Raw genomic sequence first — 21,566 nt, 5'->3', positions numbered from 1 at the left:
ACCTCGGTCGTTCGAGGTATTGCGGCGGCGGCGGCGTCAGGGTATTTTGGACAAGTTTCCAATTCGTCCGTGCATTCCTGACCCGGCGCACCCCGCGACGGTGCGCCGTGGTGTTTCATGCGGCACGTTCCTTCCGCTTTGGCTCGGGCACGTCGGCCGCGCCGAGGCCCATCCTGACGAGAGCGCGAACCGCTTCGGCCAGCGTCGGGATTTTATCCTGCTGCCGCCGCCAATCATTCACGCGCGCCCTGAGCTGATCGTCAAAGCGGACCTGTGCCGGTGGTGAAATTCTCTTGGGTGACATCGACGCAACCTCATCATCAATTGAGTGTTTCGCGTCGGAAATGTTTATGGTGCCTTGCCGCCCACGGCAACCCGTAAGCCGTTGAAATTGCTTGCATTCCGTAAGGTGAGCTTACGGATGATGGTGCTATGTCGTTGGCCTGCCGAGAGGTTTTGCGTGATGAAAACATTTTTCGGACGCAGCGCCGAAACCGGGCAGCTCTCGGCCAACGTCGGCGATGGGGATTATCACCATCACGAAGTACAGTGCCTATTTCGTAAGGCTAATTTACGCTTTTGGAATTGAGGTATTGAGCAATTGAAATTGAAATGGCCGAGCTAGGAACGGTTTGGGACAACTTGGTACGGCGATGGACACTCGCCGTAAAGAATCTGCGCAACGTCGACGTCGAGCCAAACCGGTTCGGACAATTGCAGACGACAACGGCACTCGCCGACGCCGACGCCGGAGGTCTTGTTATCGAACACGGTGAAGTCGCGCGCCGAAAGGTTCGAACAACACTCTTGCGGTGCCGAGATCGGCAACATCGCAATCGACGTCGGCGGGTAGTGATGGAAGTGCTGGCCGGCAACGACCTGGACCTACATTCATCAACACGCTAATTTTAACGGGATAATTGAGCTTTAAGCACGGATAGGCTATTTTGAGACGTAGCCCTTGGGTGCCGACGCGAAAATCCCAACCCAGCACGACGGACACGGCTGGCCACGGCATGGGCAATTTCTCTGCGCACCCGAGGTATGTCCAATGAGTAACCGTCCATGGCGCGTCAAGCCGCGCGAAATCTTCCGGACCATCAAAACCGTACAGCAAACAGGTTTGCCTATTCGTAATGTCGAGATCGGCCCCGATGGCCTGATTCGGGTCAACGTCGGCGAGGCGGAAACGGCGTTGGCAGGCGAGTTCAAACCCGAGCCGAGCGAGTGGGATTAGCAATGGCCGAAATCAAGCTGGACTTCGTCAACACCTTCATCGACGCGCGCGGCAAGGTCCGGCACACGTTTCGACGCAAGGGCCACAAGCGGGTTACGATCAAGGGCCGGGCCGGTTCGGCTGAATTTATGGAGACCTATCACGCGCTGGTCGAAAAGACCGGCGGGACGCAATCACCTGCCGAAATCGGCGGAGGGCGCACCAAGGGCGGCACCGTCGATGCTCTCGTGGTCGCCTATTACAAGGACGACGCCTTCAAGAAAGCCATCGCCAAGGCCACCCAGAACATGCGCCGGCCTATCCTTGATGCATTCCGGGAATTCAAAACCCCGAGCGGTCGCCGCTACGGGGAAAACCATGTCGCGACGATGCGCGAGAAAAGCATCAGAGCAGTAATGGAAGGCAAAACCACCAACTCCCAGAAGAATTTCCTCAAGGCGCTGCGCGGGTTTATCGCGTTCGCAATGTCACAAGGCGCGGTAACAGTCGATCCGACCGCCGGTATCAAGCCGCTCAAGGACGGTGCCAAGAGCAGCGGCCATATGACATGGCTGGAACCACAGATCGACCAATACCGAGAGCATCACAAGTTGGGCACCGTCGCGCGGGCAGCCATCGAACTGCTTCTGAACATCGCGGCACGCCGGCACGACGCGCATGTCATCGGCAAGCAGCACACCCGCGAGGGCAAACTCTCTTGGCGTCCCCATAAGACACTGCGCAGCACCGGCAAGATGCTGACGATTAGGATCATCCCGGAATTGCAGGAGGCGCTCGATGCCCTGCCCGAGTCGACGAAGTCCGAGGGGGTGCTGACGTTCCTGGTCAATGACTATGGCAGGCCATTCGCATCGGCTGCAGCGTTTGGCAACAAGTTCGCCGATTGGTGCAATGCCGCTGGCTTGAAGCCGGTCTTGTGCGACGACGGCCGGACCCGAAACTATCGCGCCCACGGTCTGCGAAAGTCAGCGCTTCGGACGCTGGCACATGCTGGCGCTACCGGCGTCGAATTGATGGCCGTCAGCGGCCACAGCTCGCTGGATCAGTTGCAGGAATATCTCGATGAGGTCGATCAGGAGCGTTCGGCCGACGCCGCGATGACGAAACTGGCAAAAACCCGTTAGTCACTCGCTTTGGAAGCCCTTAAAAGCCGCTACGCGGGTTTAGAGGCGTTAGTCACTCTAACTCATTGAAGGACAAGGCTCCTGCCCTTTCTGCTGGGATCGCCAATGATTTCAATAAGATGAGTGTTTGGTTCGTGAAAAATCCGTGTCGCGTTATCTATTGAAGAAAACCCTTTGATATCAGGCTTTCCCGTCTAGTACCGTTAGTCAATGCGACACGGACGCGACACGGCGATTTCCGTTTTCGTTCTCAAAAATTGCGAACGGCATAGCGTCAATTCCGTCGCGCGCCCGCAGAGTTTCTCTTACCCGACCTTCCGACGGGGCTTTTTTTGCATCGTTGTTATTAGCCGCGCCAACTAGCAGTCGTGGATGCAGCAAAGTGACCGCCGCCTATCGAGTTGGAGGAAGTATGAAAAATCAACAACCTCGCTCGCGTGTCGATTGTGAATGGAGCGATGGCATTGACGACGGGGAAGGCCAGTAGCATCTCACCTGTAGATGAAACCCCGGCCCACACGTTGCGGACAGTATGCCGACCAATCTGCACCTCCCTGATGAGAAGGGTTGGCAGCGTGCGGATCGTGCCATCCGCCATCTTGAAGCGAACAGCTTCCTGCCGAACCCCATAACCATCGCGTACAATTCTGGCAGCGATAGCCTCTGATACCAGGCAGGTTGTCGCGCCAGTATCCAACAGCATCCTAAGCGGCTGGACGCCCAATACCACATCTATCATTGCCGACGTGCCATTGTTAGTTGGATAGATCGGCACGCTGTCCGCTACCGGAGCCGATTCAGTAGTTGCGGCGATAGTAGGTGCGGCGACAGGGGTTGAGGCAGCCTCGAGCCGCGAATGCCACTGGGCTTTGTCGGCGACGTAAAGCATCGCGCCTGAAACGGCTGCAATCATGGAGAGGCGATAGAAGAAGGCGTCGGTCACAGGCGACCGTTCGCTCCCAGTGCGGAGTCTGAGGACACTGCGCACTAGGAAGAAAAAGACTGCCATCGCCAGGAAGACGATGCTGTAGGGATCGACCTTGACCATTGTCCGCCTAATCTACGCCCTACCCTTAGCGGCCCACCGGGCGGCCCCAGCGGGGCTTGGGGCTAATCTGGGGCCGCCCATTGCAGCCGGCGGCAACGCGGAAACGAGGGGCCAACGGCCAGCCAAACTACCGCAACCCAGTTGATCGCTCCGAACTAGTTTGGGGTACCTCGGTTTCTTGTTGGCCTCGCTTCCCCGACTATCTGGACGCCCTTCCCCTCGTGGTTCTTGAGGCTGTGCTGGATGCCGAGCGCGACGCTTTCCGGCATCGCCGGCCAAGGCAAATTTAAGTTTTCTAATTCCAGGGAGGGGAGTAGCGTGGGGAGAAGGGACGAAAATGAAGGACATGCGGGCGTATCTGGAGAAGCTCCGCTGCGACGCCGCAGAATGTGCTATTATCCGTGATCTAGCGACGGATATTCCGAAACGAGAGTTATTCTCTAGATTAGCCGAGCATTTCAGTTTGCTGGCGTCGGTAGTCGAACGCGAGATCGAGTCGCGTGAACCGCCAGTTAGCGGCACGTAACTTAGGTACGGGCCTGTTTCCGACTTCAGTTCCCGCCTGAAGCAAGGGGGAATGCCATGATAGATTACCCAGCCGCAATCCCACTATTCGCAATTCCGCAACTCCGCTGCCCGAAATGCCGAGCGCGCATGAAGCTTGCGCGCACCTCGCCGGGGCCTACAGGATATGAACTTCGCAGGCTCAACTGCTCCGAATGCGATCACGTCGAACAAATCGCCATACCGTCGGATCCGATGAAATCAGATGCAACTTGCTGGTTCACGGGCGAACTACATCCGCCGAAGTAAGGCCGCCTCAGTTGTCCTTTGGTGCAAGTGACCCTCGCTTTGTTTTGGGGGTCCTAATTCCCCGCCGTGAGGCCCAAAGAGACGACCCCAGCCGGGCCTTGGCTGGGGCCGCATTCCCATCGCGCCCCTTTCCGAGAAAGGACACGACGCCCTGGAATTCACCAATCAATATGGCCGGTCCAATGTCCTAATTCGGAAGAGTGAGTGTCCTAATTAGGACAGCACCGGACGCCGTGCAGCGCGCCGCCCTTAGGGCAAAGAAAAACCCGCCGGCGTGAACCGGCGGCCTCACCTCTCATCGTCCGGTTGCCGAGCCCTGGTAGTGGGTTCAGTTTGATTATGGCAGGCTTACTCACTGGAAAACGGACAGTCCGGAGCGCATGTTCGCGGGATGGCACAAGGCTTGTCTGCACCACCATTAACCCGCGAAGAATTCGCCTCGTTGCAGCACTGCGCCAAGGGTCCGATGCACCGCACAATCCCGCCCGAACACAAAGACCGACTGATCCAACTAGGATACATCCTGGAATTGCCGGGCGAACTTCGACTAACGAACGCTGGCAGGCAAAGGATTGCGGAAGGCGAATGACAGACAAGCATCCCAAACGCTGGCGGGGATGATGTCCGATGATCGGTACCCATCGAACTTGTAAGTGCGGCGCGGCTTATGACCGCAGCGAACACATTGCCCAGGCACGCGAGATCAGCAGCTTTGAATGCGCCGTGTGCGGTGAAACTATCGAGAATTGGAACTCCGCTTGGGTTCCTCGATATCGATTCATCGCCTGTCCAGCTAGGGATGCCGAATGACTGACCACCCCGCCGCCGATCCGGCGGGGTCTCAGTCGGCGACCTGTCTGCTGAGCATTCGATCGGCAAGGCCGATACTGCGGTGTCGCGATGGGTGATAGCCGCTGGTCTAAAATTAATTGTCGTCCTAATTGACTCCACTTGGATGCGGCGTAGCCTTGCTAGCGGATCGCGAGCCACGGCTTCCCACGCCAGCAGAGCCAGAGCGGGTCGCTCCCGCCAGCGCCAGTCGAAGTGGGCCGGTTCCACGCGTAGGTGCACCAGAACGGCGCTGGTAACAGCGCCGTTCTGTTTGGCACGATCCCGGCAGCAGCGCGTTCAACGCGCGGGCCCGTGAAGGCGGTTCCCTGCAGTAGTTCAACCCTTCCGAGGGCAACCGGTTCGCCCCTTGAGGGGCTGGGTCGCAATTGAAAATTCGCCGGAATGATTCGGATCAGAGGCTGATGGCTTGGTCGCGCTCATAAATTCGGCCTGAGCAGCGTCCGATGACCATTCCACGTAACGAACAACCCCGAACGCAAGCGCGAGCAAGACGAGAAGCTCGACGACGACCGTGTTGCCTATTCCCCGCCAATGGATCTGGCTATTGAATAATAGCATCGCTGTCTCCCGAAAACGGGTTTGCGCTGCCTTATATCAACTCGCGATTTTCAAATGTGAACTGCTTCACATCTCACGCTCACTTGATGCTGAGAGAAACCGCCTTCGGGCGGTCTTTTTGTTTGATCGAACCAATAATGAAAACCCGCCGGCATGAACCGGCGGGCTTCGTTTTTTTCAGGCTTGATCGCGCACGATCGAAAGCACTGGCTTGATAGATACCGGCCTGTCACCCTCGTAGAGCATCGCCCGCGACGCCTTAACGCGCCGCGCGAGGTCGAAGAGGCTGAAATCTAACAACTCATGGTCTGCGAACGGCATCCGTTGTCGTCACAAACGCCCTGCAGGGTTTCAGCCGCTCGGATCGATACTTCGACCATCTGCTGTATCCCGTGAAGAGCTAGGTCAATTGCGTCCCTGTCCATCACACCATCCCCACGCCTTGCCAGTCGCGAAACGGGACTTGTTCGTCAAGCTCGCTTGCCCTGAATCGACCCGCAATCCCTAGCGGCTTGCCGATACTGGTCTGCCCGCGCTTTGATGGGTCATGCTCCAATGGCGCGGACCGGTATGCGTGAACAGAAAATCACTCTCGGGGAAATGCGGTCATCCGGTCCTCACCGGCTGCTCGTCTACTGCAGCGACTACAAGTGCGCGCATTCGGTAATGATCGATGCCGCACCGTGGCCGGACGACGTCCGGCTATCCGATCTCGAGCCGAAGTTCACCTGTAAGGCCTATGGGCACCGCGGCGCGGATGTTCGACCCTCGTTTGCGGTCCCCAACGCCGTCGCTGCTGGCGAGCGCGCGGCCTGAGATCGAGTGCAGACTCGCGGCCGGCGAGCGGGTTACGGCTGGCGCAATATTGAAGCTGCGGTCCGCGGCAGCTTGACCAATTCCCACCAGCCAACTCACACACACAGCCTCGGTTCGCCTGCCGAGTTCACTGGCTGCTCCACGCGCTCTTGGGCGGTTCATAACCGTTGTAGTTCCACCAGCTCTTTGGCGCCTGGCGTCGCGCAACGTCGTTGTTCCACCAACTATCTGGCGCTTGAAGTGGACCGCTCTGCTGGACGGACAGCCTTTGTTGCTCGACGGGACCAGCGCCCCTCTCCTCACTGCGCATTTGGCGTTTTGCACGCAGGTTCTTTGCCCTAAGCTCCGGACTGTCGAGGATCTCCCCTCCTGGCCCGTAGATGTGTTCGACGTCGCCAGTGATGACTCTGACTTGGGCATAGGATGGCGCAACCAAGCCCATGGCAGCGACAATCAAGAAAGCGAATTTCTTCGTCATGATCCGGACTCCCGTCAGCGCGAGGGGTAAAGTCTACGCATAATATAGTTGGCATATAGTTGGCGGAAGCGTCCCCAGTAGGGGCCTACGCTGGCAAGCCCTCCCAGCCCAAGGAAGGAAGTGGCTGCGCGCTGGCAATGAGGCGCCAAGTCGGCGCACTTTACCGGGCTACTGGCAGCGGCACATTGCCAATTAAAATGTTGCCATCCACGACTGGCAATACAGCTTCAGCCCTCTCGCGTCGAAGCACTCAAGCAGCCGCTCTATCTGCTTGTCGTTGAGTGATCCGGCTCTGACGCCGGCATCCCTCACAGAACATTCACCGGGCCAATACTTGGGGAAAAGCAATGAAGGTCTTTGCCGCGGCACTTGCCTTGCTTGTTTCAAGTGCTGCCGCCGCACAAGAGTGCCAGACTTGCTCAATGGCCGATGCCTGCATCATGGCGTACCTTAAGGCTACGTCGGAGGCCCAAAGCGCCACTAAGCAGGCAATCCGGGATTGGAAGCAGAATCTGGACAGAAAGGCCTCCGCAGAATTGTCCAGCAGGGGCACTCTCGCATTACGAGACACCATGGAAACGCAAGTCCGTTCGGAGCTTGAGCGCCTGAAGGAGTGCTTGGCTAAGATTAGGTAGCTGAGCCGCGCGCGGTCGCCAGCTTGTCACTCTCGAGGACACCGGCAAATATATTCAGGGCGTGAACCAGGCGCCCTCACCTCTCATCGTCCGGATGCCCGCTTGTACGGCGTGATCTCGCGCGTCGCGGTCGGCTTGACGGCTGTTTTTTTTAAATGATCTCCCGAAAGGGGAACGACCCGCCGGCGTGAAGCGGCGGGTCTTTTCAGGCAGCATATTATCCGCAGATCTGGACGGGTCGAATCTGCCAGCCGTAGCGGGTATGCACGCGGCGACGGACGACGTAGCAGCCGCCATCGTCGTAGTAGTAGTCGTTGTACGCGTAGGGATAGTATCCGTCATAGTAGCCGTAGGATCCGAAGCCTAACCCTACAAACGCACGTCGGTGAAATCCGCCTCGGTGAAATCCTCCACCGTGGAAGCCACCGCTCGCGAAACGCCCATGAAAGCCGCCACCGCGGAAGCCTCCTCCACCTAAACCAGCGCTGCCATGGAAGCCACCACCGCCGCCGCTAAATTTCGAGCCGGCAAAGCCGCCTCCACCACCGCCATGGAAGCCACCACCCCCACCGAAGCCACCACCCCCACCCCCACCCCCACCACCGCCGCCGCCAACTGCGGCGCCACCGCCACCGCCGCCGCCACCTGCCTTAGAGCCAAGCTGGGCGAAACTTTCGGTCGGCGCGGCCATAGGCAGAACCAAGCCGACCGCTGCCAGTGCGAACAGGGCTATAATCGTTTTTCGCATTATGCCTTCCCTCCCTTGGACGAAAGGTCGCTCCTAGGCATACAACACTTTCGCAGCGGGATTATTCGGCGATCAGACAGCGTTTGCTGTAAACTGACCGTGAGCCGGCCGCCTACCGATCCGGGGGGCGGCAAGGTGCTGCGACTGGTCGACTGACCATTCCAACAAGAAAAATCCGCCGGCGTGAACCGGCGGGCTTTGATTATTCGGCTAATCAGGATTGAGCAGGTGAAACTCATTGCGGTTTCGGCTTCACCGTCTTTGCGCCCTTCACTTTCTTTTCTTTGGCGGCTTGGTTGTAGCCTCTAGTGGCAAAGTCACCCTTGCCACTCATTGCACCCCCTGCGGCCGCATAGGCGGGCGTGAACGACGCGGCAATGGTCAAGCTAAGGAAGGCCGTTAAAGCGAGTATGGTAATAGCTCTCATCAAAATCCTCCTTGGTTGGAACGGATGGAGGTTACGAAGCATCCTTGCTCTTAGCAATTGAGAGAGGAGAGACTTTTCAGACAGCGAAAGCCCGGCAACCGGCCCGGCGATCGAAGTAAGCCTAGGAGCCTGTCCGAATAGTGGCTGTTCAATTCTGAGCGAGTCTGATTCAACCTTGGGCGATGAGCAAGTATTTTCGCCCCTGGAATATCGATCAGACGCTGCTTCTGCCGCCGAATGTGCAGGACTTCGTGCCGAAAGGCCATGTCTCGCGGTTTATCGTTGAACTGGTGCGGGAGAGCCTCGATCTCAAGGAGATCACGGGCAGCTATGTGAGCGGGCTCGGGCAGCCGCCGTTCGACCCGCGCATGATGGTGGCGCTTGTGCTGCACGGCTATGCGAGTGGGCTGTATTCATCGCGGCGGATCGCGAAGGCCTGCCGCGAACGGAATGATTTTGTAATGATTGTCGCGCTCGATCCGCCGGATTTTCGCACGATCAGCGACTTCCGCAAGCGGCATTTGAAGGCGCTCGGCGCACTGTTCCTGCAGGTTCTGAAGTTGTGCGAGACGGCAGGGCTGGTCAAACTCGGCCATGTCGCGCTTGATGGCACGAAGATCAAAGCGAACGCGTCGAAACATAAAGCGATGAGTTATGAGCGCATGAAGAAACGCGAGGCGGAATTGAAAGCCGAGGTCGCTCGCATGCTGGCGGCCGCTGAGGCGGCGGATGCTCAGGAGGACGAGACTTTCGGCAAAGACAAACGCGGCGACGAGCTGCCGGATTGGGCTGGCGACAAGGAGAAGCGGCTGGCGAAGATCCAGCAGGCGATGGCGGCGCTGGAGGCCGACGCCAGGCTGGCCGCGGAGGAAGAGCGTCGCATCGAGGCCGAAAAGGAACAGCAGCGCCAAGCCGAAGGCCGCAAGAAGCCGGGCAAACCGGCGGCGCCGGCATCGGACCAGCCTGATCCCAAGTCGCAACGCAACTTCACCGATCCGGAAAGCCGCATCATGAAGTCGAAGGATGGCTTCGTTCAGGCCTATAATGCACAGGCCGCCGTCGACGCAGGCGCCCAGATCATTGTCGCGCACGAACTGACGCAGTGCGGCAACGATCAGGGCCAGCTGGTGCCCCTGATCGAGGCCATCGAGAACAATCTCGGCCGCACGCCGGAGCAGGCCTCAGCGGACTCCGGCTACTGCAGCGAATCCAATCTCGAAGCGCTCGAAGCACATCGCGTTGACGGCTATGTCGCGCCTGGACGCGCCAAGCACCCGACAGCCGCGAACGGAAAAATCGGCGGACCGCTGACCCAACGGATGCGAAAGAAGATCGACGATGGCGGCTTCGAAACGCCCTACCGATTGAGAAAGCAAGTGGTCGAACCGGTGTTCGGACAGATCAAACAGGCGCGCGGCTTCCGCCAGTTCCTGTTGCGGGGTGTCGAAAAAGTGCGTGCCGAGTGGGCCATGATCTGCACCGCCCACAACCTCCTGAAGCTGTTCACCCTCGCAAAGGCTGCCTGAGCCGGCTAACATGCCAATAAATGCCCGTCGCAGCACCTATCTGGACGGACTCCTAGGTGATGAAACGCTGCCATTAGAGGCGGCGCGCATTAACTCTGGATGACAAACCAGCCCCGTAAGACAACGGCCCGCCTGCGGTCGACAACCGCTTCCCTGTTGCGCGGAGAATACCTATTTGAGCGCCAAAGCGGAACTGCAAGTCTAATCATAGCCGCCAATTCCTAAGGAGGTTCAGATGCGCATTCTGGCCTTGGCGATTTTGGCGATCGGGACGGTATCAATAGAGCCGGTGGCGGCCCAGACGTATGATCCGGCTTACCCGGTTTGCCTGCGGGTCCACGCCCACTATTACGAATGCAGATACACGTCGCTGCCTCAGTGCAACGCGTCGGCATCGGGCCGCGCCGCCCAGTGCTTCATCAATCCATATTTCGCGGGCGCGGAAGGGCCCGCGGGTTATCGGTGGCATCCGCGCCGCGTCTACTAAGGCGGGTCGCTAGAGACGCCAGCCCGCCGGCGTGAACCGGCGGACGGGCTGGCTTCGAAGTGCCCTCAATGCCGCGTTGCCATCATGTCCTGAAACGCGTCCCAAGCGGCATCGTGGTTCCTGTGCTTGCCGGGGACGCGTACCTATGCTTCGCGCGCTGTGCGGCTTCCATCGGGCTTGTATTCAAATACCTCAAACCCCAGGCGAAGGCCTTCAAGGTCGCCGATGGCGGCGGCCTTTACATCTTGGTCTCGCCCACCGGCACCAAGGCGTGGCGCCGTTGCGGTATGCGTGATTTCGTTTGGGCTCGCCGACGGGCTAAGCAAGCCATCAATTCCAGCCGAACGAGCCGGACGACTCGAAACAGGCCTGCGCCCGCCCTCGTTTCTCGCGATTCCGGCGTGGCCCGTGTGGACGGCTATGTTTTTGCTATGAAATGCACTGCCAATCCATATCGATTTCCAATGTCACACTCGGCAAATGATCCACGTCAATCCGTCAGAAGGGTCCGATTCACGGGCCTGGAAACAGGAGCGGAGTTTGTCGCGCGGAAATTTGCTTTGCGGCATCGTTGTCGCGGTCGAACTGCTGCTAACAAGCGGGCCGCTCGCTCTTGCCCAATCCACGGCCCAGCCCGCGCAGGATGGCATGCTCAGGAACGGGCCGCCGATCTGGGACGCCAACCGCGACGGCGTTTACACCTGCGACGAATGGAAGAGTTTTGCGGAGCGGCTTTTTGCATCCGCCGATCGCAACCATGACGGCAAGCTAGATCCTTCCGAGTTCGTCACCGTGCAGAAAGCCGAAGCTTCGCTGGCCGAGGCGGATTTCGGCTATTTCGACGAGAACCAGGACGGCAAGATCACGCGCAAGGAGTTCGTCGAGAAGCCGAACGCGTTCATCCTGCGGTTCGACAGGAATGGCGACTGTCGTGTCACAGGCGATGAAATAAGAGCAGCGAACGCCCCAAAGGGCCCGCAAGGCCCGGCGGAGCGGCCTCGGGACCGGTTCCATTGACGTCGCGCGGGCCGACAAATCGGCAGGCTCGCCTGATCCGGTTGACGGCCTTTGCCGCGATCACGCTGATGCTTGCTGTAATGGGTTGCGGCTCCGCCCGCGCGGAGAACCCCGAAATCAGCAGGCGGCGCGCCGCCGAGCGCGGCGATTTTTCCAATGACGAGATCAAAGACGGGTTTTTCAAGATCGCGTTGAACGCCGAATTGCAGTTCGGCGCGCCGGCCGACCGCGTGCGGAAGTTCGATGAACCGGTCCGGATATTCGTGGCGAGCCAGGGCCAGCCTGACCGCGCACCTGAGATTGCCTCGATCGTTGCCGACATTCGCGCGCATGTGAACCACCTCGACGTCGCGATCACGAGCGACAAGAAGGCCGCCAACTTCTTCGTTACGCTGGTCGCCGAACGGGATATCAAGAAGGTCATTCGCGCGCGCTATGGCAGCGGCAAGGCAGCGCGGATTCAGCAATCGCTCAATCCGCAATGCCTGTCAGGGATCGGCAAGGACAGGCGCTACCGCATACGACGCGCCGAAGTGATCCTTCCCGTCGATGCCGGCGAATTCACCTTCTACGATTGCGCCTATGAGGAGTTGCTGCAGGCGCTTGGCGCGATCAACGACGACCGGTCGGTGCCCTGGACCATGTTCAACGACGACGTCCAAATGGGTTTCTTCGACGTCTACGACCAATATCTACTCAACATCCTCTACGACCCGCGCGTTCGCGCCGGCATGACCAAGGCGGAGGTCAATGGCCTGCTGCCCAAGGTGCTGCCGACCGTGCGGGTATGGATCAATAGCGCCAATCCCGCGCGCCACGCGGATGGCCGCGAAGCACCCAACACGCAGGGGGAAAACGGCCCGTTGCTTCGATCAACGGACGCGCAGACGGCTGACCCCGGACCGACTAGCGATAGCCGTGCCCTCGCGGCGGATTCTTCGCAGACGAGGAAGAGTATTCAGTGATCGCGACGTCGGGATTTCGCGCCAGCCGATTGGTGCGCACCTGATGCGTGGTCGCGACCTGGCTGGAGTGACCGTACTTCGAAGGTGCGCTGGCTGACGCGCCGGCCTGGGCGGGTTGCGACGCCAATAGTGCGACGGCCGCAGCGGCGAGCGTGACGGTGGCAAGGCATTTATACATGACAGCCTCCATTTGGTTCGAGACAACCCAAACCGAACAGGCCTTCAGCGGAATAGGCCTGGTGTTCCCAGCGTTTCCTGTCGACGACTCTGTTCGGCGTCGTGTTGGTCCCTGTGAATCATGATGATCCCGGGTTTTGCGAAGCGCAAGGATCAGTCCGCGCCTTGCTCGAAAGATCAGCAAGTCGATTGATCGGTGAAAGAATTGGCAGCGGATCGAGTGGGAAGAAATCGCAGCCGCGAAAACTTATCCCGCAGTGCGACAAAAGGCCAAAGGCGGCATCGAGCCAAGCGTCATCGCTTCTTTCGCAGGAAGAAATTCTGAAACGCCGCGATGGCCTCCGGCGAACGCATCCGCTCGCCAAAGAAATGATCTTCCTGACCGATCCGGCGGACCAGATCCTCGGTCGGCAGCTTCAACAGCTTCCGAGCGATTGCGACAGCATCCGCCGGCAGCGCGCAGATCTCGCGCGCCACCTTTCGGGCCTCGACGACGGCATGGCCGGGCGGAACAACCATGTTGACGAAACCGGCCGTGCGGGCGTCTTCGGCGGTCATTGGCCGTCCCATCACCAGCATCGAAAACGCGCGCTGATGACCCACCATTTGCGGCACCAACAGGCTGGTAGCCCCGTCCGGAACGAGACCGTACTGGATGAAGGGCGACGAGAACGTCGCCGTCGTGCTCGCGACAACGTAATCGCAATGAAACACCATGGTGGTGCCGATACCGATGGCGATGCCGTCGACGGCCGCGATGATCGGTTTCTTGTTGTTCACCAGCGACTGCAGGAAGATCACGGCATTTCTCGGCCGTGCCGCTTCGTGTTTTTCGGTTGCTGCCCGCAGAAAATCCCCGATGTCGTTGCCGGCCGTGAATACCCCCGAACGGCCGGTCAGGATCAGGCAGCGGATCGCAGGATTGGATTGCGCCGAGTCGATCGCATCGCTCATGGTGAGGTACATCTCTTGCGTCAGCGTGTTCTTCTTCTCAGGACGCCGCATCGTGATCGTGCGCGTAGAGTCTTCATCCTCGACAATGATGTGCTCGGTCATGCTATCCCCCGGAAATGTGATGCAGGTGGTCCCTCGCAGGCCGCGGCGTGCCAAGGCAACGTCTTCACACCTGACGCGGTTCATCCTCAGTTTGATTTTTTCGTGCCCTTCCCCGGTTCGGGCGGGCGAGCGATGCCCCAAGGATCATATTTCTGGTCGGGGACCGGTATTCGATCGAGCGCGGCCTTGTAGGCTTTTTCGTCCACCGGCGGATGCGTTTCGGCCGGGGGCGGATTTGAAGGGCCGCCGCTCTTTCTGTTTTGGATGCTCTGGGGATACGCCGGGACCACAAGCCATGAAATGACGGCCGCGGCCACCGCGAGGGTCGTCATTGCTCTGGTTCGGCCGGTCATGTGTCTAGCCTCGTATCGATCATTGACCTGACGGAGTACGGACTCCGTGCCAGGCATCCCGGACCTGGTGGTAATGGACCTCGGGCAGGTAGTCCGGCGTGTTCAGATTGAGGGTATGTACGTCGAGCCGACCGACCGCACTCAGCAGCGTGTAGGATGCGATCACCCGGTCGCGCTGAGCCTGGATCAAGCGCGACCGGGCGGTGGTCAGGTCCTGTTGCGCATTGAGGACATCGATCGTAGTGCGCTGGCCGCCCGCCGCCTCGCGCCGGACTCCCTGCAGGGCCGTATCGGCCGCGCGCACTTCGGACTCGGCCGCCGTGAGCGCGACCTTGGTTCCCTCATTGGATACCCAGGCACTGACGACCGCTGTTTTCGCCTGGTTTCTGACCTGCTCCAGCACCATGCGGCTCTGCGACGCCACCTCCTTGGCCTGCCGGGTTTGCGAGGCCGCGGTGCCGCCGTCGTAGATCGGCACGTTGATCTGGCCCAATATCGAGGCTTGGTCGGTGCCGAATGTGCTGAGCGTCGAATCCGACTGCTTGGTTCGGCTGGCACTCGCCTGCACCGCCACCGTCGGCAACAGGCTACTTTCGGCGACCTTGATCGTGGTTTGCGCCACGTCAACGTCGAAGCCCGCGCCGAGGATTGCGGGATGTTCGTGATTGGCGGTTTCGGTCGCTGCCGCCAGCGCAATCGGCGACAGGCGGTCGACCGGCGCGGCCGGAACCAATTGAGACGGAGCGTCGCCGACGACCTGGGTATAGGTCGCCTTGCTGATGGCGAGGACGACCTCCGCCGCATTGAGATCGGCCAGCCCCCGGCTCAATCGGGCTTCGGCCTGGGCGGTGTCGGTTGGCGTGACGTCACCGGCGTCCAGGCGTTTTTTGGTCGTCGCCTGGATCTCGCGCAGGACCGCAACATTGGTGCGCTGCGCCTCGACCAGCGCCTGGTTGGCGAGCACGTTCATATAGGCCGTCACGGCGTCCAGCAGCACGCCCTGGCCGGTGTTGCGCAACGCCTCGCGCCCGGACTGCACCTGAAACTCCGCAACCCGAACGCTGTTGGCGGTCTTGAAGCCGTTGAACAGGACTTGTGAGACCGTGACGCCGATCGTCCATGGACGCAGCGTGTCGCCCTGCACCGTGTTGTCGGGCAACAGGTTGCGGACGGCCTGCAGCCCGGCGCTCAGGCTCGCCACGATCTGCGGCCGGTAGCCCGCCAACGCCTGTGGCACATTTTCGTCGGTGCCGCGCTGGCGGGCGCGATCCGCGTTGAGTTGCGGGTTCGACTGGTAAGCCTTCACCATCGCTTCCGGCAAGGTTTCGGCCGCGCACGAAGCGACTTCAGCGAGATTCACGAACGCAACGAGGCAGAGCAGCGGCGCAGTGAACCGAAGCCCCGTCCTTTGCAACATCGGTGCGCATTCGGACGCGACGCTACTCACCACTCACCTCGTCCACCCACTTGGCCCATCATTCCGCCGGCGCCAGATTGCCTTCGGGAGCCAGACCAGGCCGGCTTCGCCGCGAGAACATCGAGATCAGCGCCGGCAATGTGACGAGAATGACGACAGGCGCGAGCATCATGCCGGCGACCACCACGACCGCCAGCGGCTTCTGCACCTGCGATCCAATTCCGGACGATAACGCCGCCGGCAGCAGACCAATGCCCGCGACCACGCATGTCATCAGCACCGGCCGCAACTGCAGCTCTCCGGTGCGCAGGATCGCCCTGCCCCGCTCCATGCCTTCATCTATGAGCTGGTTGTACTGCGAAATGATGATGATGCCGTCCATCACCGAGATGCCGAACAGCGCGATGAACCCGATCGCCGCCGACACGCTGAACGGAATGCCGGTCAACAGCAGTCCGAGGATCCCGCCGAATACCGCCATCGGGATCACGCTCATGGTCAAAATGGTGTCCACGACGGATCCGAAATTGAACCAGATCAGCATGGCGATCAGCGCCAGGCTGATCGGCACCACAATCGACAATCGCTTGATGGCGTCCTGCAGATTGCCGAACTCGCCGACCCACTCGACGCGCGACCCCGCCGGCAACTGCACCTGGGCTGCGACCTTCTCCTGCGCTTCCTTGATGGCGCCGCCGAGATCGCGTTCGCGCACCGAGAACTTGATCGGGAGGTAGCGCTCCTGCTGTTCGCGGTAGATGTAGGCTGCACCCGACACCAGCTTGATCGACGCCACCTCGCTGAGCGGAACCTGCGTGATGCCGTTCGGACCTTGCACACCGATCCGCAAATTCTGGATGGCCTCCGCGCTCCGCCGATATTGCGGCGCCAGCCGCACGATGATCGGGAAATGGCGATCGCTGCCGGGTTCATACAGGTCGCCGGCGCTGTCGCCGCCGATCGCCGTCTTGATCGTCGTGTTGATATCGCCCGGCGACAAGCCGTATCGCGCCGCCCGTGCGCGGTCGATATCGATCTGGATCGTGGGTTGGCCGAGCGAAGTAAAGACCGCAAGGTCGGTAATACCCTTCACCGTGGCGAGCACGGCCTTGATCTTGTTGGCAGTGTCGGTAAGCGCCTCCAGGTCGTTGCCATACAGCTTGATGGAGTTCTCTCCCTTCACGCCGGAAACCGCCTCCGAGACGTTGTCCTGGAGGTACTGCGAGAAATTGAACTCGACGCCCGGAAACCTGTCCTGTAGTTGGGCCAGCAGCTTGGCCGTCAATTGATCCTTGTTTTCTCCGTCAGGCCACTGCTTTGCGGGCTTGAGCGGCGCGAAAAACTCCGCGTTGAAAAAGCCCGCCGCATCGGTGCCGTCATCCGGTCGGCCATGCTGCGAAACCACCGCATCGACCTCCGGCAAGTCGGCAATCACCTTGCGCATCTCGTTGACATAGGAATTGCCTTCCTGCAGCGAGATCGTCGGTGGCAACGTCGCCCGGATCCATAGATTGCCTTCCTCGAGCTTCGGCAGGAATTCGAGCCCCAGCAGGCGAACGGCGATCACGGTCATCACGATCAACGCCGCCCCACCCATCAGCACGAGCCGGCGACTGGCGAGCGAGCGCGCCAGCACCGGCATGTAGATGCGGTGCAGGATCCGCATGATGAAGGTCTCGGTCTCCTCGACATGCGCGGGCAGAATGATGGCGCTCAGCGCCGGCGTAACCGTAAACGTCGCGAGCAGACCGCCGGCCAGCGCATAGGCATAGGTCCGGGCCATCGGGCTGAAAATGTTGCCTTCGACGCCGCTCAGGGTGAACAACGGCAGGAACGCCGCGATAATGATGGCGGCGGCAAAGAAGATCGACCGCGACACGTCGACCGCAGCACTCAGGATCGCGTGCTTCTTCATGTCCAGGACGGTGTTGGCCGAGATCGCGGCCTGCTCGCTCGCCGAGAGCTTGTTGGTGTGTGATAGCCGCCGAAATATCGCCTCGACCATGATGACGGTGGCATCGACGATCAAACCGAAATCGATCGCCCCGACCGAGAGCAGATTGGCGGACTCGCCGCGCAGCACGAGAATGCTGACGGCGAAAAACAGCGCAAACGGAATGGTCGCCCCGACGATCAACGCGCTGCGCAGATCGCCCAGAAACAGCCATTGCAGGAAAACGATCAGCGCGATCCCAACCACCATGTTCTCCAGCACGGTATGCGTGGTGGTCTCGATCAAATCCTTCCGGTCGTAGATTCGCTCGATCCGGACTCCCGGCGGGAGGATGGTGGAGTTGTTGATGCTTGCAACGAGTTCCTCGACGCGGGCGATGGTTGGCGAACTCTGCTCGCCGCGCCGCATCAACACGATGCCCTGGACGATATCGTCGTCCTGATTTTCACCCGCAATGCCCAGCCGCGGCTGCTCGCCCACGGTGACCGTCGCGACGTCCCGGACAAGAACCGGGGTGCCATTGCTCGACGCGACCATGGTATTGCCGAGGCTGTCGATCGACCGGATTAGCCCCACGCCGCGCACGACTGCCGACTGCGGACCGATATTGACGGTGTTGCCGCCAACGTTGACGTTGGCGTTGCTCACGGCCTGTAGCAATTGAGGCAACGTCAGCCCGTTGGCGACCAGTTTGTTGAAGTCGACCTGAAGCTCATAGGTTTTCGTCTTGCCGCCCCAGCCGGTGACATCGATAACCCCGGGAACGACGCGAAAGCGGCGTTGCAGAATCCAGTCCTGCACGGTTTTGAGATCGAGCACGGAGTAATTTGGCGGCCCGACCAGCCGGTATCGATAGATCTCACCGATGGGACTAAGCGGGGAAATCTGCGGCTGGGCGTTGTTCAATAGCGGCGACAGTTGCGACAGGCGGTTCAACACCTGCTGCAGCGCCTGGTCGTAGGTGTAATCGAACGAGAACTGGAGTTTGACGTCGGACAAGCCGTACAGCGATATCGTACGGATCACTTTCATGTTCTTGATGCCGGCGACCTGCGTCTCCAGCGGAATTGTGATGTAGCGCTCGATCTCCTCGGCCGACAGCCCGGGGCTCTGAGTCACGATGTCGACCATCGGCGGCGTCGGATCGGGATAGGCCTCGATGTTCAATTGCTGAAACGCGACGAGCCCCCCGATGATCACGGCGGCAAACAGCCCGACCATCAGAAACCGGCGATTGACAGCAAAGGCTACGAGACGATCCATTCGATCCGGTTTTCGCGAGAGAACAATTGCGGCGGTTAGCTGCCGGAGGCCGCCCGATCGATGAACAGGCTGCCCCTGGTGACGATTTTCTCGCCGGCCTGCAGACCGGCCCGAGCCTCGACCAGGTCGCCGTTCGTCAGACCGGTTTCAATCTTGCGGAGCTCGATCGACTTGTCGTCATGTACCACCCAAAGGTGGACGCGATCGCCTTCATAGATCAGCGCCCGCTTGGGCACCCCGATCGAGGGATGATCGCCGCCGGCATAAATCGTCACGTTGGCGAACATCTCCGGCTTGAACAGGCCGTCCTTGTTGTCGATGGTCGCGCGAACCAGCAGCCGTCGGGTCGAGGGGTCGATCGCGGCGGCGACATAGTCGATGCGCGCCTTGAACTCGCTGCCCGGCAGCGCGAGCAGTGAGAAACTGACTTGCTGGCCCATGGCGACGCCGGCGGCTTCCGATTCGCGAACGAAGGCGGTCAACCACACCGTGGAGAGATCGCCGACGAGGAACACGGGATCGCTGGCTCCGCTGTTGATGAATTGGCCCGGTCCGACCTTGCGCTGGATGACGGTGCCGCCGATTGGTGAGTAGATCGGGGTATCGGCGCTCATCTGCCGTGTCTGCTGGAACGTCGAGATCTGGTCTTCCGAACGGCCGAGGATTCGCAACCGGTTATGCGTGGCTTCCAGCGCCGTTTCGGCCGAACGCAAATCGTTCTGGGCGGCCGTCAGATCCGCCTGCGACTGCTGCCAGTCCTTGAGCGGAACCGCCTTGCCGGCGTAGAGGTCGTTGGCGCGCTTTTCGACGATCTGCGCCAGATTGAGCTTGGACCGCGCCGTGTTCAGCGCGCCCAACGCCGAAATGAAATCATTCAGCGCCTGCACCGTGTCGGTGGCCTCGACGACGAACAGCGGCTGGCCGCGCTCGACCATGTCGCTCGGCTTGACCAGAAGTTTGATCACGCGACCGGCATAAGGCGAGAAGATCGGCGTCGAACTTTCTTCGTTGACCGCGATCTTGCCTTCGGTGATGCGCTCGGACCGAAAGACCTTTTCCGATACCGGCTCGACGGTCAGGCTCGCCCACTCCGCCGCCGTGGGAACGTAGCGCGGAAGGACGCCCTTTGCCGGATGCGTCGTTTCAGTGGATTTGGCGTGCGGGACAAACATCCGCACGGCGCCAATCACGCCCACGCCAATCAGAGCCGTCGTCGCGAGCGCGATGGTCAATCGTCGCACATTCCAATTCGCAATCATACTCATATTGGAAATGCGCACATTGACTTATGCGACCTCGCTCGCGTTGTTGATACATGCCGGTTAGCTTCCGGCCTTCTAATTTTCGGCCGGACCGCGCCACATCGGCGATTTCGGCCCGCCGTAGTACCGCATGGCTCCAGGCCGAGCCGGTTGTTGCGGTAAGAGCTGCGCGTGGCTCCCGGCAATCGAGTGATGCACATGTGCGTAATGCAAGTGCCCCTTGCGATGCTTTGCAGCCGCTTCGCCGCTGGTCGCGACGGCCAGGATCGCACCAAGCACCACCACGAACCCCCATCGAGCAATCCTGGTAACAATGCACGCCATCATCAGTCTCCCAAACGCAACGCTGCGTACAATTACTGGCCGGACCACATCGGAGATTTCGGACCGCCGTAATATCGCATCTGACCGTTGCCCTCGGATCGCTCCGGCTTTGTCGTTCCGATATCGACGGCACATCCAGCCGCGGCGGTACATAGCGCCGCGACGGCAAGTCCGAACCCAATCCTTCGCAAAAACGACGAAGCAATCATCGCAGCCCCTCTCCTACTGCGCGCGGCCTGACTTGCAGGCCGCGCAGCGCATCAACGCAAGCAACGCGTCAATACTTCGCGAGAACCGGCCCACCGAACTTGAAGTCCAGGCCAAGCGTCACGACTGAGTAAGTGCTGTTCACGGTGTAAGGCAGCTGACCGTTGAGCGGCGTAAGGCGCTCGTACCGGCCAAAGTCGTAGTAGCGATATTCGAACTTGCCGATCAGGTTGTCGGTCACCGCGTAGGCGATACCGCCACCGGCAGTGATGCCGCTCCTGTGGGTGTTGAATTGATCGACTCCCAGGACGGGGTCGGTGTTGGTATGTTGAAAGTTGCCATAGGCCCAGCCGCCGGTGAAGAACAGCAACAGGCGATCGACCGCGATGCCGCCTCGCGCACGAAGCGTGGCGCCGTCCCGAAGGCTGGTCGCGTCGATCGAGCCAATCGGCAGCGTACCCGCGTTGAACGCACCGATATCGCTGCCCTTGATTCCGGACCAGAATCCGTCCGCTTCGACACCCAACACGATGTTGCCGCTCTGCCAGTTGTAGCCCGCTTCGCCGCCAGCGATGCCGCCCGTCGAGGAATAGTTGAGCGTGAAGTTGGCGAAGCCGGCGGGGCCGAGCGCGTTGTTAAGATTGTGGTTGCCAAAACCGCCGCCGCCGAACACGCCGACGTAGAAGCCGGACCAGTCGTATGCCGGCGCGACGGCTGGCGGAGCCTTTATATAAGGCGAAAGATCAGCTCCGAATGCCGGCGACATCAGGCCGAGCACCCCGAGCGAGACGGTGGTGAAAAGAATTCGCTTCATTGTTATCC

At 60.3% G+C, this 21,566-nt stretch carries 19 protein-coding genes; 8 read left to right on the top strand and 11 right to left on the bottom strand.

Annotation, left to right across the window (positions count from 1 at the left end; genetic code table 11):
* Positions 1-115: 115 nt before the first annotated feature.
* Positions 116-304 carry a hypothetical protein gene (locus tag NL528_RS21920; RefSeq protein WP_309184728.1) on the bottom strand — a complete coding sequence of 63 codons (189 nt, stop codon included), beginning with the start codon at positions 302-304 and terminating at the stop codon, positions 116-118.
* A 747-nt stretch (positions 305-1,051) separates the two neighbouring features.
* Here NL528_RS21920 and NL528_RS21915 point away from each other — a divergent pair.
* Together NL528_RS21915 and NL528_RS21910 are read left to right on the top strand one after the other, a co-directional pair.
* Positions 1,052-1,237, top strand: coding sequence for a hypothetical protein (locus NL528_RS21915; protein ID WP_309184727.1), 186 nt, complete (start codon positions 1,052-1,054; stop codon positions 1,235-1,237).
* Positions 1,238-1,239: 2 nt separating this feature from the next.
* The gene (locus NL528_RS21910) at positions 1,240-2,361 is read left to right on the top strand and encodes a tyrosine-type recombinase/integrase (RefSeq protein ID WP_309184726.1); all 1,122 of its coding nucleotides are present in this window, start codon (positions 1,240-1,242) and stop codon (positions 2,359-2,361) included.
* Between the two features lie 346 nt (positions 2,362-2,707).
* Here the strand turns inward: NL528_RS21910 and NL528_RS21905 are convergent, their stop codons facing one another.
* Complete coding sequence (locus NL528_RS21905) at positions 2,708-3,409, bottom strand: retropepsin-like aspartic protease (RefSeq protein WP_309184725.1); 702 nt, start codon at positions 3,407-3,409, stop codon at positions 2,708-2,710.
* 2,793 nt (positions 3,410-6,202) lie between these two features.
* On the opposite strand from NL528_RS21905, the gene NL528_RS21895 reads away from it, so the two are divergent.
* Positions 6,203-6,448, top strand: a complete 246-nt coding sequence (locus NL528_RS21895; protein ID WP_309184723.1) for a hypothetical protein — start codon at positions 6,203-6,205, stop codon at positions 6,446-6,448.
* A gap of 127 nt (positions 6,449-6,575) precedes the next feature.
* On the opposite strand, the gene NL528_RS21890 is transcribed toward NL528_RS21895, so the two are convergent.
* Positions 6,576-6,926, bottom strand: coding sequence for a hypothetical protein (locus NL528_RS21890; RefSeq protein ID WP_309184722.1), 351 nt, complete (start codon positions 6,924-6,926; stop codon positions 6,576-6,578).
* Positions 6,927-8,051: 1,125 nt separating this feature from the next.
* Between NL528_RS21890 and NL528_RS21885 the strand changes: the two genes are divergently transcribed.
* Complete coding sequence (locus NL528_RS21885; protein WP_309184721.1) at positions 8,052-8,465, top strand: hypothetical protein; 414 nt, start codon at positions 8,052-8,054, stop codon at positions 8,463-8,465.
* A gap of 79 nt (positions 8,466-8,544) precedes the next feature.
* On the opposite strand, the gene NL528_RS21880 is transcribed toward NL528_RS21885, so the two are convergent.
* Positions 8,545-8,736, bottom strand: coding sequence for a hypothetical protein (locus NL528_RS21880; protein WP_309184720.1), 192 nt, complete (start codon positions 8,734-8,736; stop codon positions 8,545-8,547).
* A gap of 182 nt (positions 8,737-8,918) precedes the next feature.
* Here NL528_RS21880 and NL528_RS21875 point away from each other — a divergent pair, with 182 nt between their 5' ends.
* From NL528_RS21875 to NL528_RS21860, 4 genes are all read left to right on the top strand, one after another.
* Entirely contained in the window at positions 8,919-10,262 is a 1,344-nt protein-coding gene (locus NL528_RS21875) for an IS1182 family transposase (RefSeq protein WP_074272158.1), read from the top strand.
* A gap of 235 nt (positions 10,263-10,497) precedes the next feature.
* Positions 10,498-10,749 (top strand): DUF3551 domain-containing protein, encoded by a 252-nt coding sequence (locus tag NL528_RS21870; RefSeq protein WP_309184719.1) that lies wholly within the window; start codon positions 10,498-10,500, stop codon positions 10,747-10,749.
* Between the two features lie 540 nt (positions 10,750-11,289).
* Positions 11,290-11,766: an EF-hand domain-containing protein gene (locus tag NL528_RS21865; protein ID WP_309184718.1), complete on the top strand. Its 477-nt coding sequence runs from the start codon at positions 11,290-11,292 to the stop codon at positions 11,764-11,766.
* The gene (locus NL528_RS21860) at positions 11,763-12,731 is read left to right on the top strand and encodes a DUF2927 domain-containing protein (RefSeq protein ID WP_309184717.1); all 969 of its coding nucleotides are present in this window, start codon (positions 11,763-11,765) and stop codon (positions 12,729-12,731) included. Before NL528_RS21865 ends, NL528_RS21860 begins: the two co-directional genes overlap by 4 nt.
* Here NL528_RS21860 and NL528_RS21855 read toward each other — a convergent pair.
* The 7 genes from NL528_RS21855 to NL528_RS21825 all read right to left on the bottom strand — a co-directional run bounded on the left by NL528_RS21855 (position 12,673) and on the right by NL528_RS21825 (position 21,558).
* On the bottom strand, positions 12,673-12,909 hold the full coding sequence (locus NL528_RS21855) for a hypothetical protein (RefSeq protein ID WP_309184716.1): 237 nt from the start codon (positions 12,907-12,909) through the stop codon (positions 12,673-12,675). The genes NL528_RS21860 and NL528_RS21855 overlap by 59 nt on opposite strands.
* Positions 12,910-13,202: 293 nt before the next feature.
* On the bottom strand, positions 13,203-13,964 hold the full coding sequence (locus NL528_RS21850; protein WP_309184715.1) for an enoyl-CoA hydratase-related protein: 762 nt from the start codon (positions 13,962-13,964) through the stop codon (positions 13,203-13,205).
* Between the two features lie 86 nt (positions 13,965-14,050).
* On the bottom strand, positions 14,051-14,317 hold the full coding sequence (locus tag NL528_RS21845; RefSeq protein WP_309184714.1) for a hypothetical protein: 267 nt from the start codon (positions 14,315-14,317) through the stop codon (positions 14,051-14,053).
* Positions 14,318-14,336: 19 nt separating this feature from the next.
* Positions 14,337-15,626 carry a TolC family outer membrane protein gene (locus tag NL528_RS21840; RefSeq protein ID WP_309185006.1) on the bottom strand — a complete coding sequence of 430 codons (1,290 nt, stop codon included), beginning with the start codon at positions 15,624-15,626 and terminating at the stop codon, positions 14,337-14,339.
* 166 nt (positions 15,627-15,792) lie between these two features.
* Entirely contained in the window at positions 15,793-18,951 is a 3,159-nt protein-coding gene (locus tag NL528_RS21835; protein WP_309184713.1) for a CusA/CzcA family heavy metal efflux RND transporter, read from the bottom strand.
* 35 nt (positions 18,952-18,986) lie between these two features.
* Positions 18,987-20,231, bottom strand: coding sequence for an efflux RND transporter periplasmic adaptor subunit (locus NL528_RS21830; protein WP_375144037.1), 1,245 nt, complete (start codon positions 20,229-20,231; stop codon positions 18,987-18,989).
* Positions 20,232-20,814: 583 nt separating this feature from the next.
* Positions 20,815-21,558, bottom strand: a complete 744-nt coding sequence (locus tag NL528_RS21825) for an outer membrane beta-barrel protein (protein WP_309184712.1) — start codon at positions 21,556-21,558, stop codon at positions 20,815-20,817.
* Positions 21,559-21,566: the final 8 nt, after the last annotated feature.

Origin of the sequence: Bradyrhizobium sp. Ash2021 (assembly GCF_031202265.1) — a bacterium.
In the GTDB taxonomy this organism is placed as follows: Bacteria; Pseudomonadota; Alphaproteobacteria; order Rhizobiales; family Xanthobacteraceae; genus Bradyrhizobium.
The sequence above is the reverse complement of the archived record's forward strand: the minus strand, read 5'-3'. Positions and strand labels throughout refer to the sequence as shown.

What these genes read in the sequence shown, in the direction of transcription:
- NL528_RS21825 (WP_309184712.1), bottom strand. Translation starts at nt 21,558, where the DNA reads ATGAAGCGAATTCTTTTCACCACCGTCTCGCTCGGGGTGCTCGGCCTG.
- NL528_RS21845 (WP_309184714.1), bottom strand. Translation starts at nt 14,317, where the DNA reads ATGACCGGCCGAACCAGAGCAATGACGACCCTCGCGGTGGCCGCGGCC.
- NL528_RS21850 (WP_309184715.1), bottom strand. Translation starts at nt 13,964, where the DNA reads ATGACCGAGCACATCATTGTCGAGGATGAAGACTCTACGCGCACGATC.
- NL528_RS21915 (WP_309184727.1), top strand. Translation starts at nt 1,052, where the DNA reads ATGAGTAACCGTCCATGGCGCGTCAAGCCGCGCGAAATCTTCCGGACC.
- NL528_RS21880 (WP_309184720.1), bottom strand. Translation starts at nt 8,736, where the DNA reads ATGAGAGCTATTACCATACTCGCTTTAACGGCCTTCCTTAGCTTGACC.
- NL528_RS21885 (WP_309184721.1), top strand. Translation starts at nt 8,052, where the DNA reads ATGGAAGCCACCACCGCCGCCGCTAAATTTCGAGCCGGCAAAGCCGCC.
- NL528_RS21910 (WP_309184726.1), top strand. Translation starts at nt 1,240, where the DNA reads ATGGCCGAAATCAAGCTGGACTTCGTCAACACCTTCATCGACGCGCGC.
- NL528_RS21840 (WP_309185006.1), bottom strand. Translation starts at nt 15,626, where the DNA reads ATGGTGAAGGCTTACCAGTCGAACCCGCAACTCAACGCGGATCGCGCC.
- NL528_RS21875 (WP_074272158.1), top strand. Translation starts at nt 8,919, where the DNA reads ATGAGCAAGTATTTTCGCCCCTGGAATATCGATCAGACGCTGCTTCTG.
- NL528_RS21870 (WP_309184719.1), top strand. Translation starts at nt 10,498, where the DNA reads ATGCGCATTCTGGCCTTGGCGATTTTGGCGATCGGGACGGTATCAATA.
- NL528_RS21920 (WP_309184728.1), bottom strand. Translation starts at nt 304, where the DNA reads ATGTCACCCAAGAGAATTTCACCACCGGCACAGGTCCGCTTTGACGAT.
- NL528_RS21855 (WP_309184716.1), bottom strand. Translation starts at nt 12,909, where the DNA reads ATGTATAAATGCCTTGCCACCGTCACGCTCGCCGCTGCGGCCGTCGCA.
- NL528_RS21895 (WP_309184723.1), top strand. Translation starts at nt 6,203, where the DNA reads ATGCGTGAACAGAAAATCACTCTCGGGGAAATGCGGTCATCCGGTCCT.
- NL528_RS21835 (WP_309184713.1), bottom strand. Translation starts at nt 18,951, where the DNA reads ATGGATCGTCTCGTAGCCTTTGCTGTCAATCGCCGGTTTCTGATGGTC.
- NL528_RS21905 (WP_309184725.1), bottom strand. Translation starts at nt 3,409, where the DNA reads ATGGTCAAGGTCGATCCCTACAGCATCGTCTTCCTGGCGATGGCAGTC.
- NL528_RS21890 (WP_309184722.1), bottom strand. Translation starts at nt 6,926, where the DNA reads ATGACGAAGAAATTCGCTTTCTTGATTGTCGCTGCCATGGGCTTGGTT.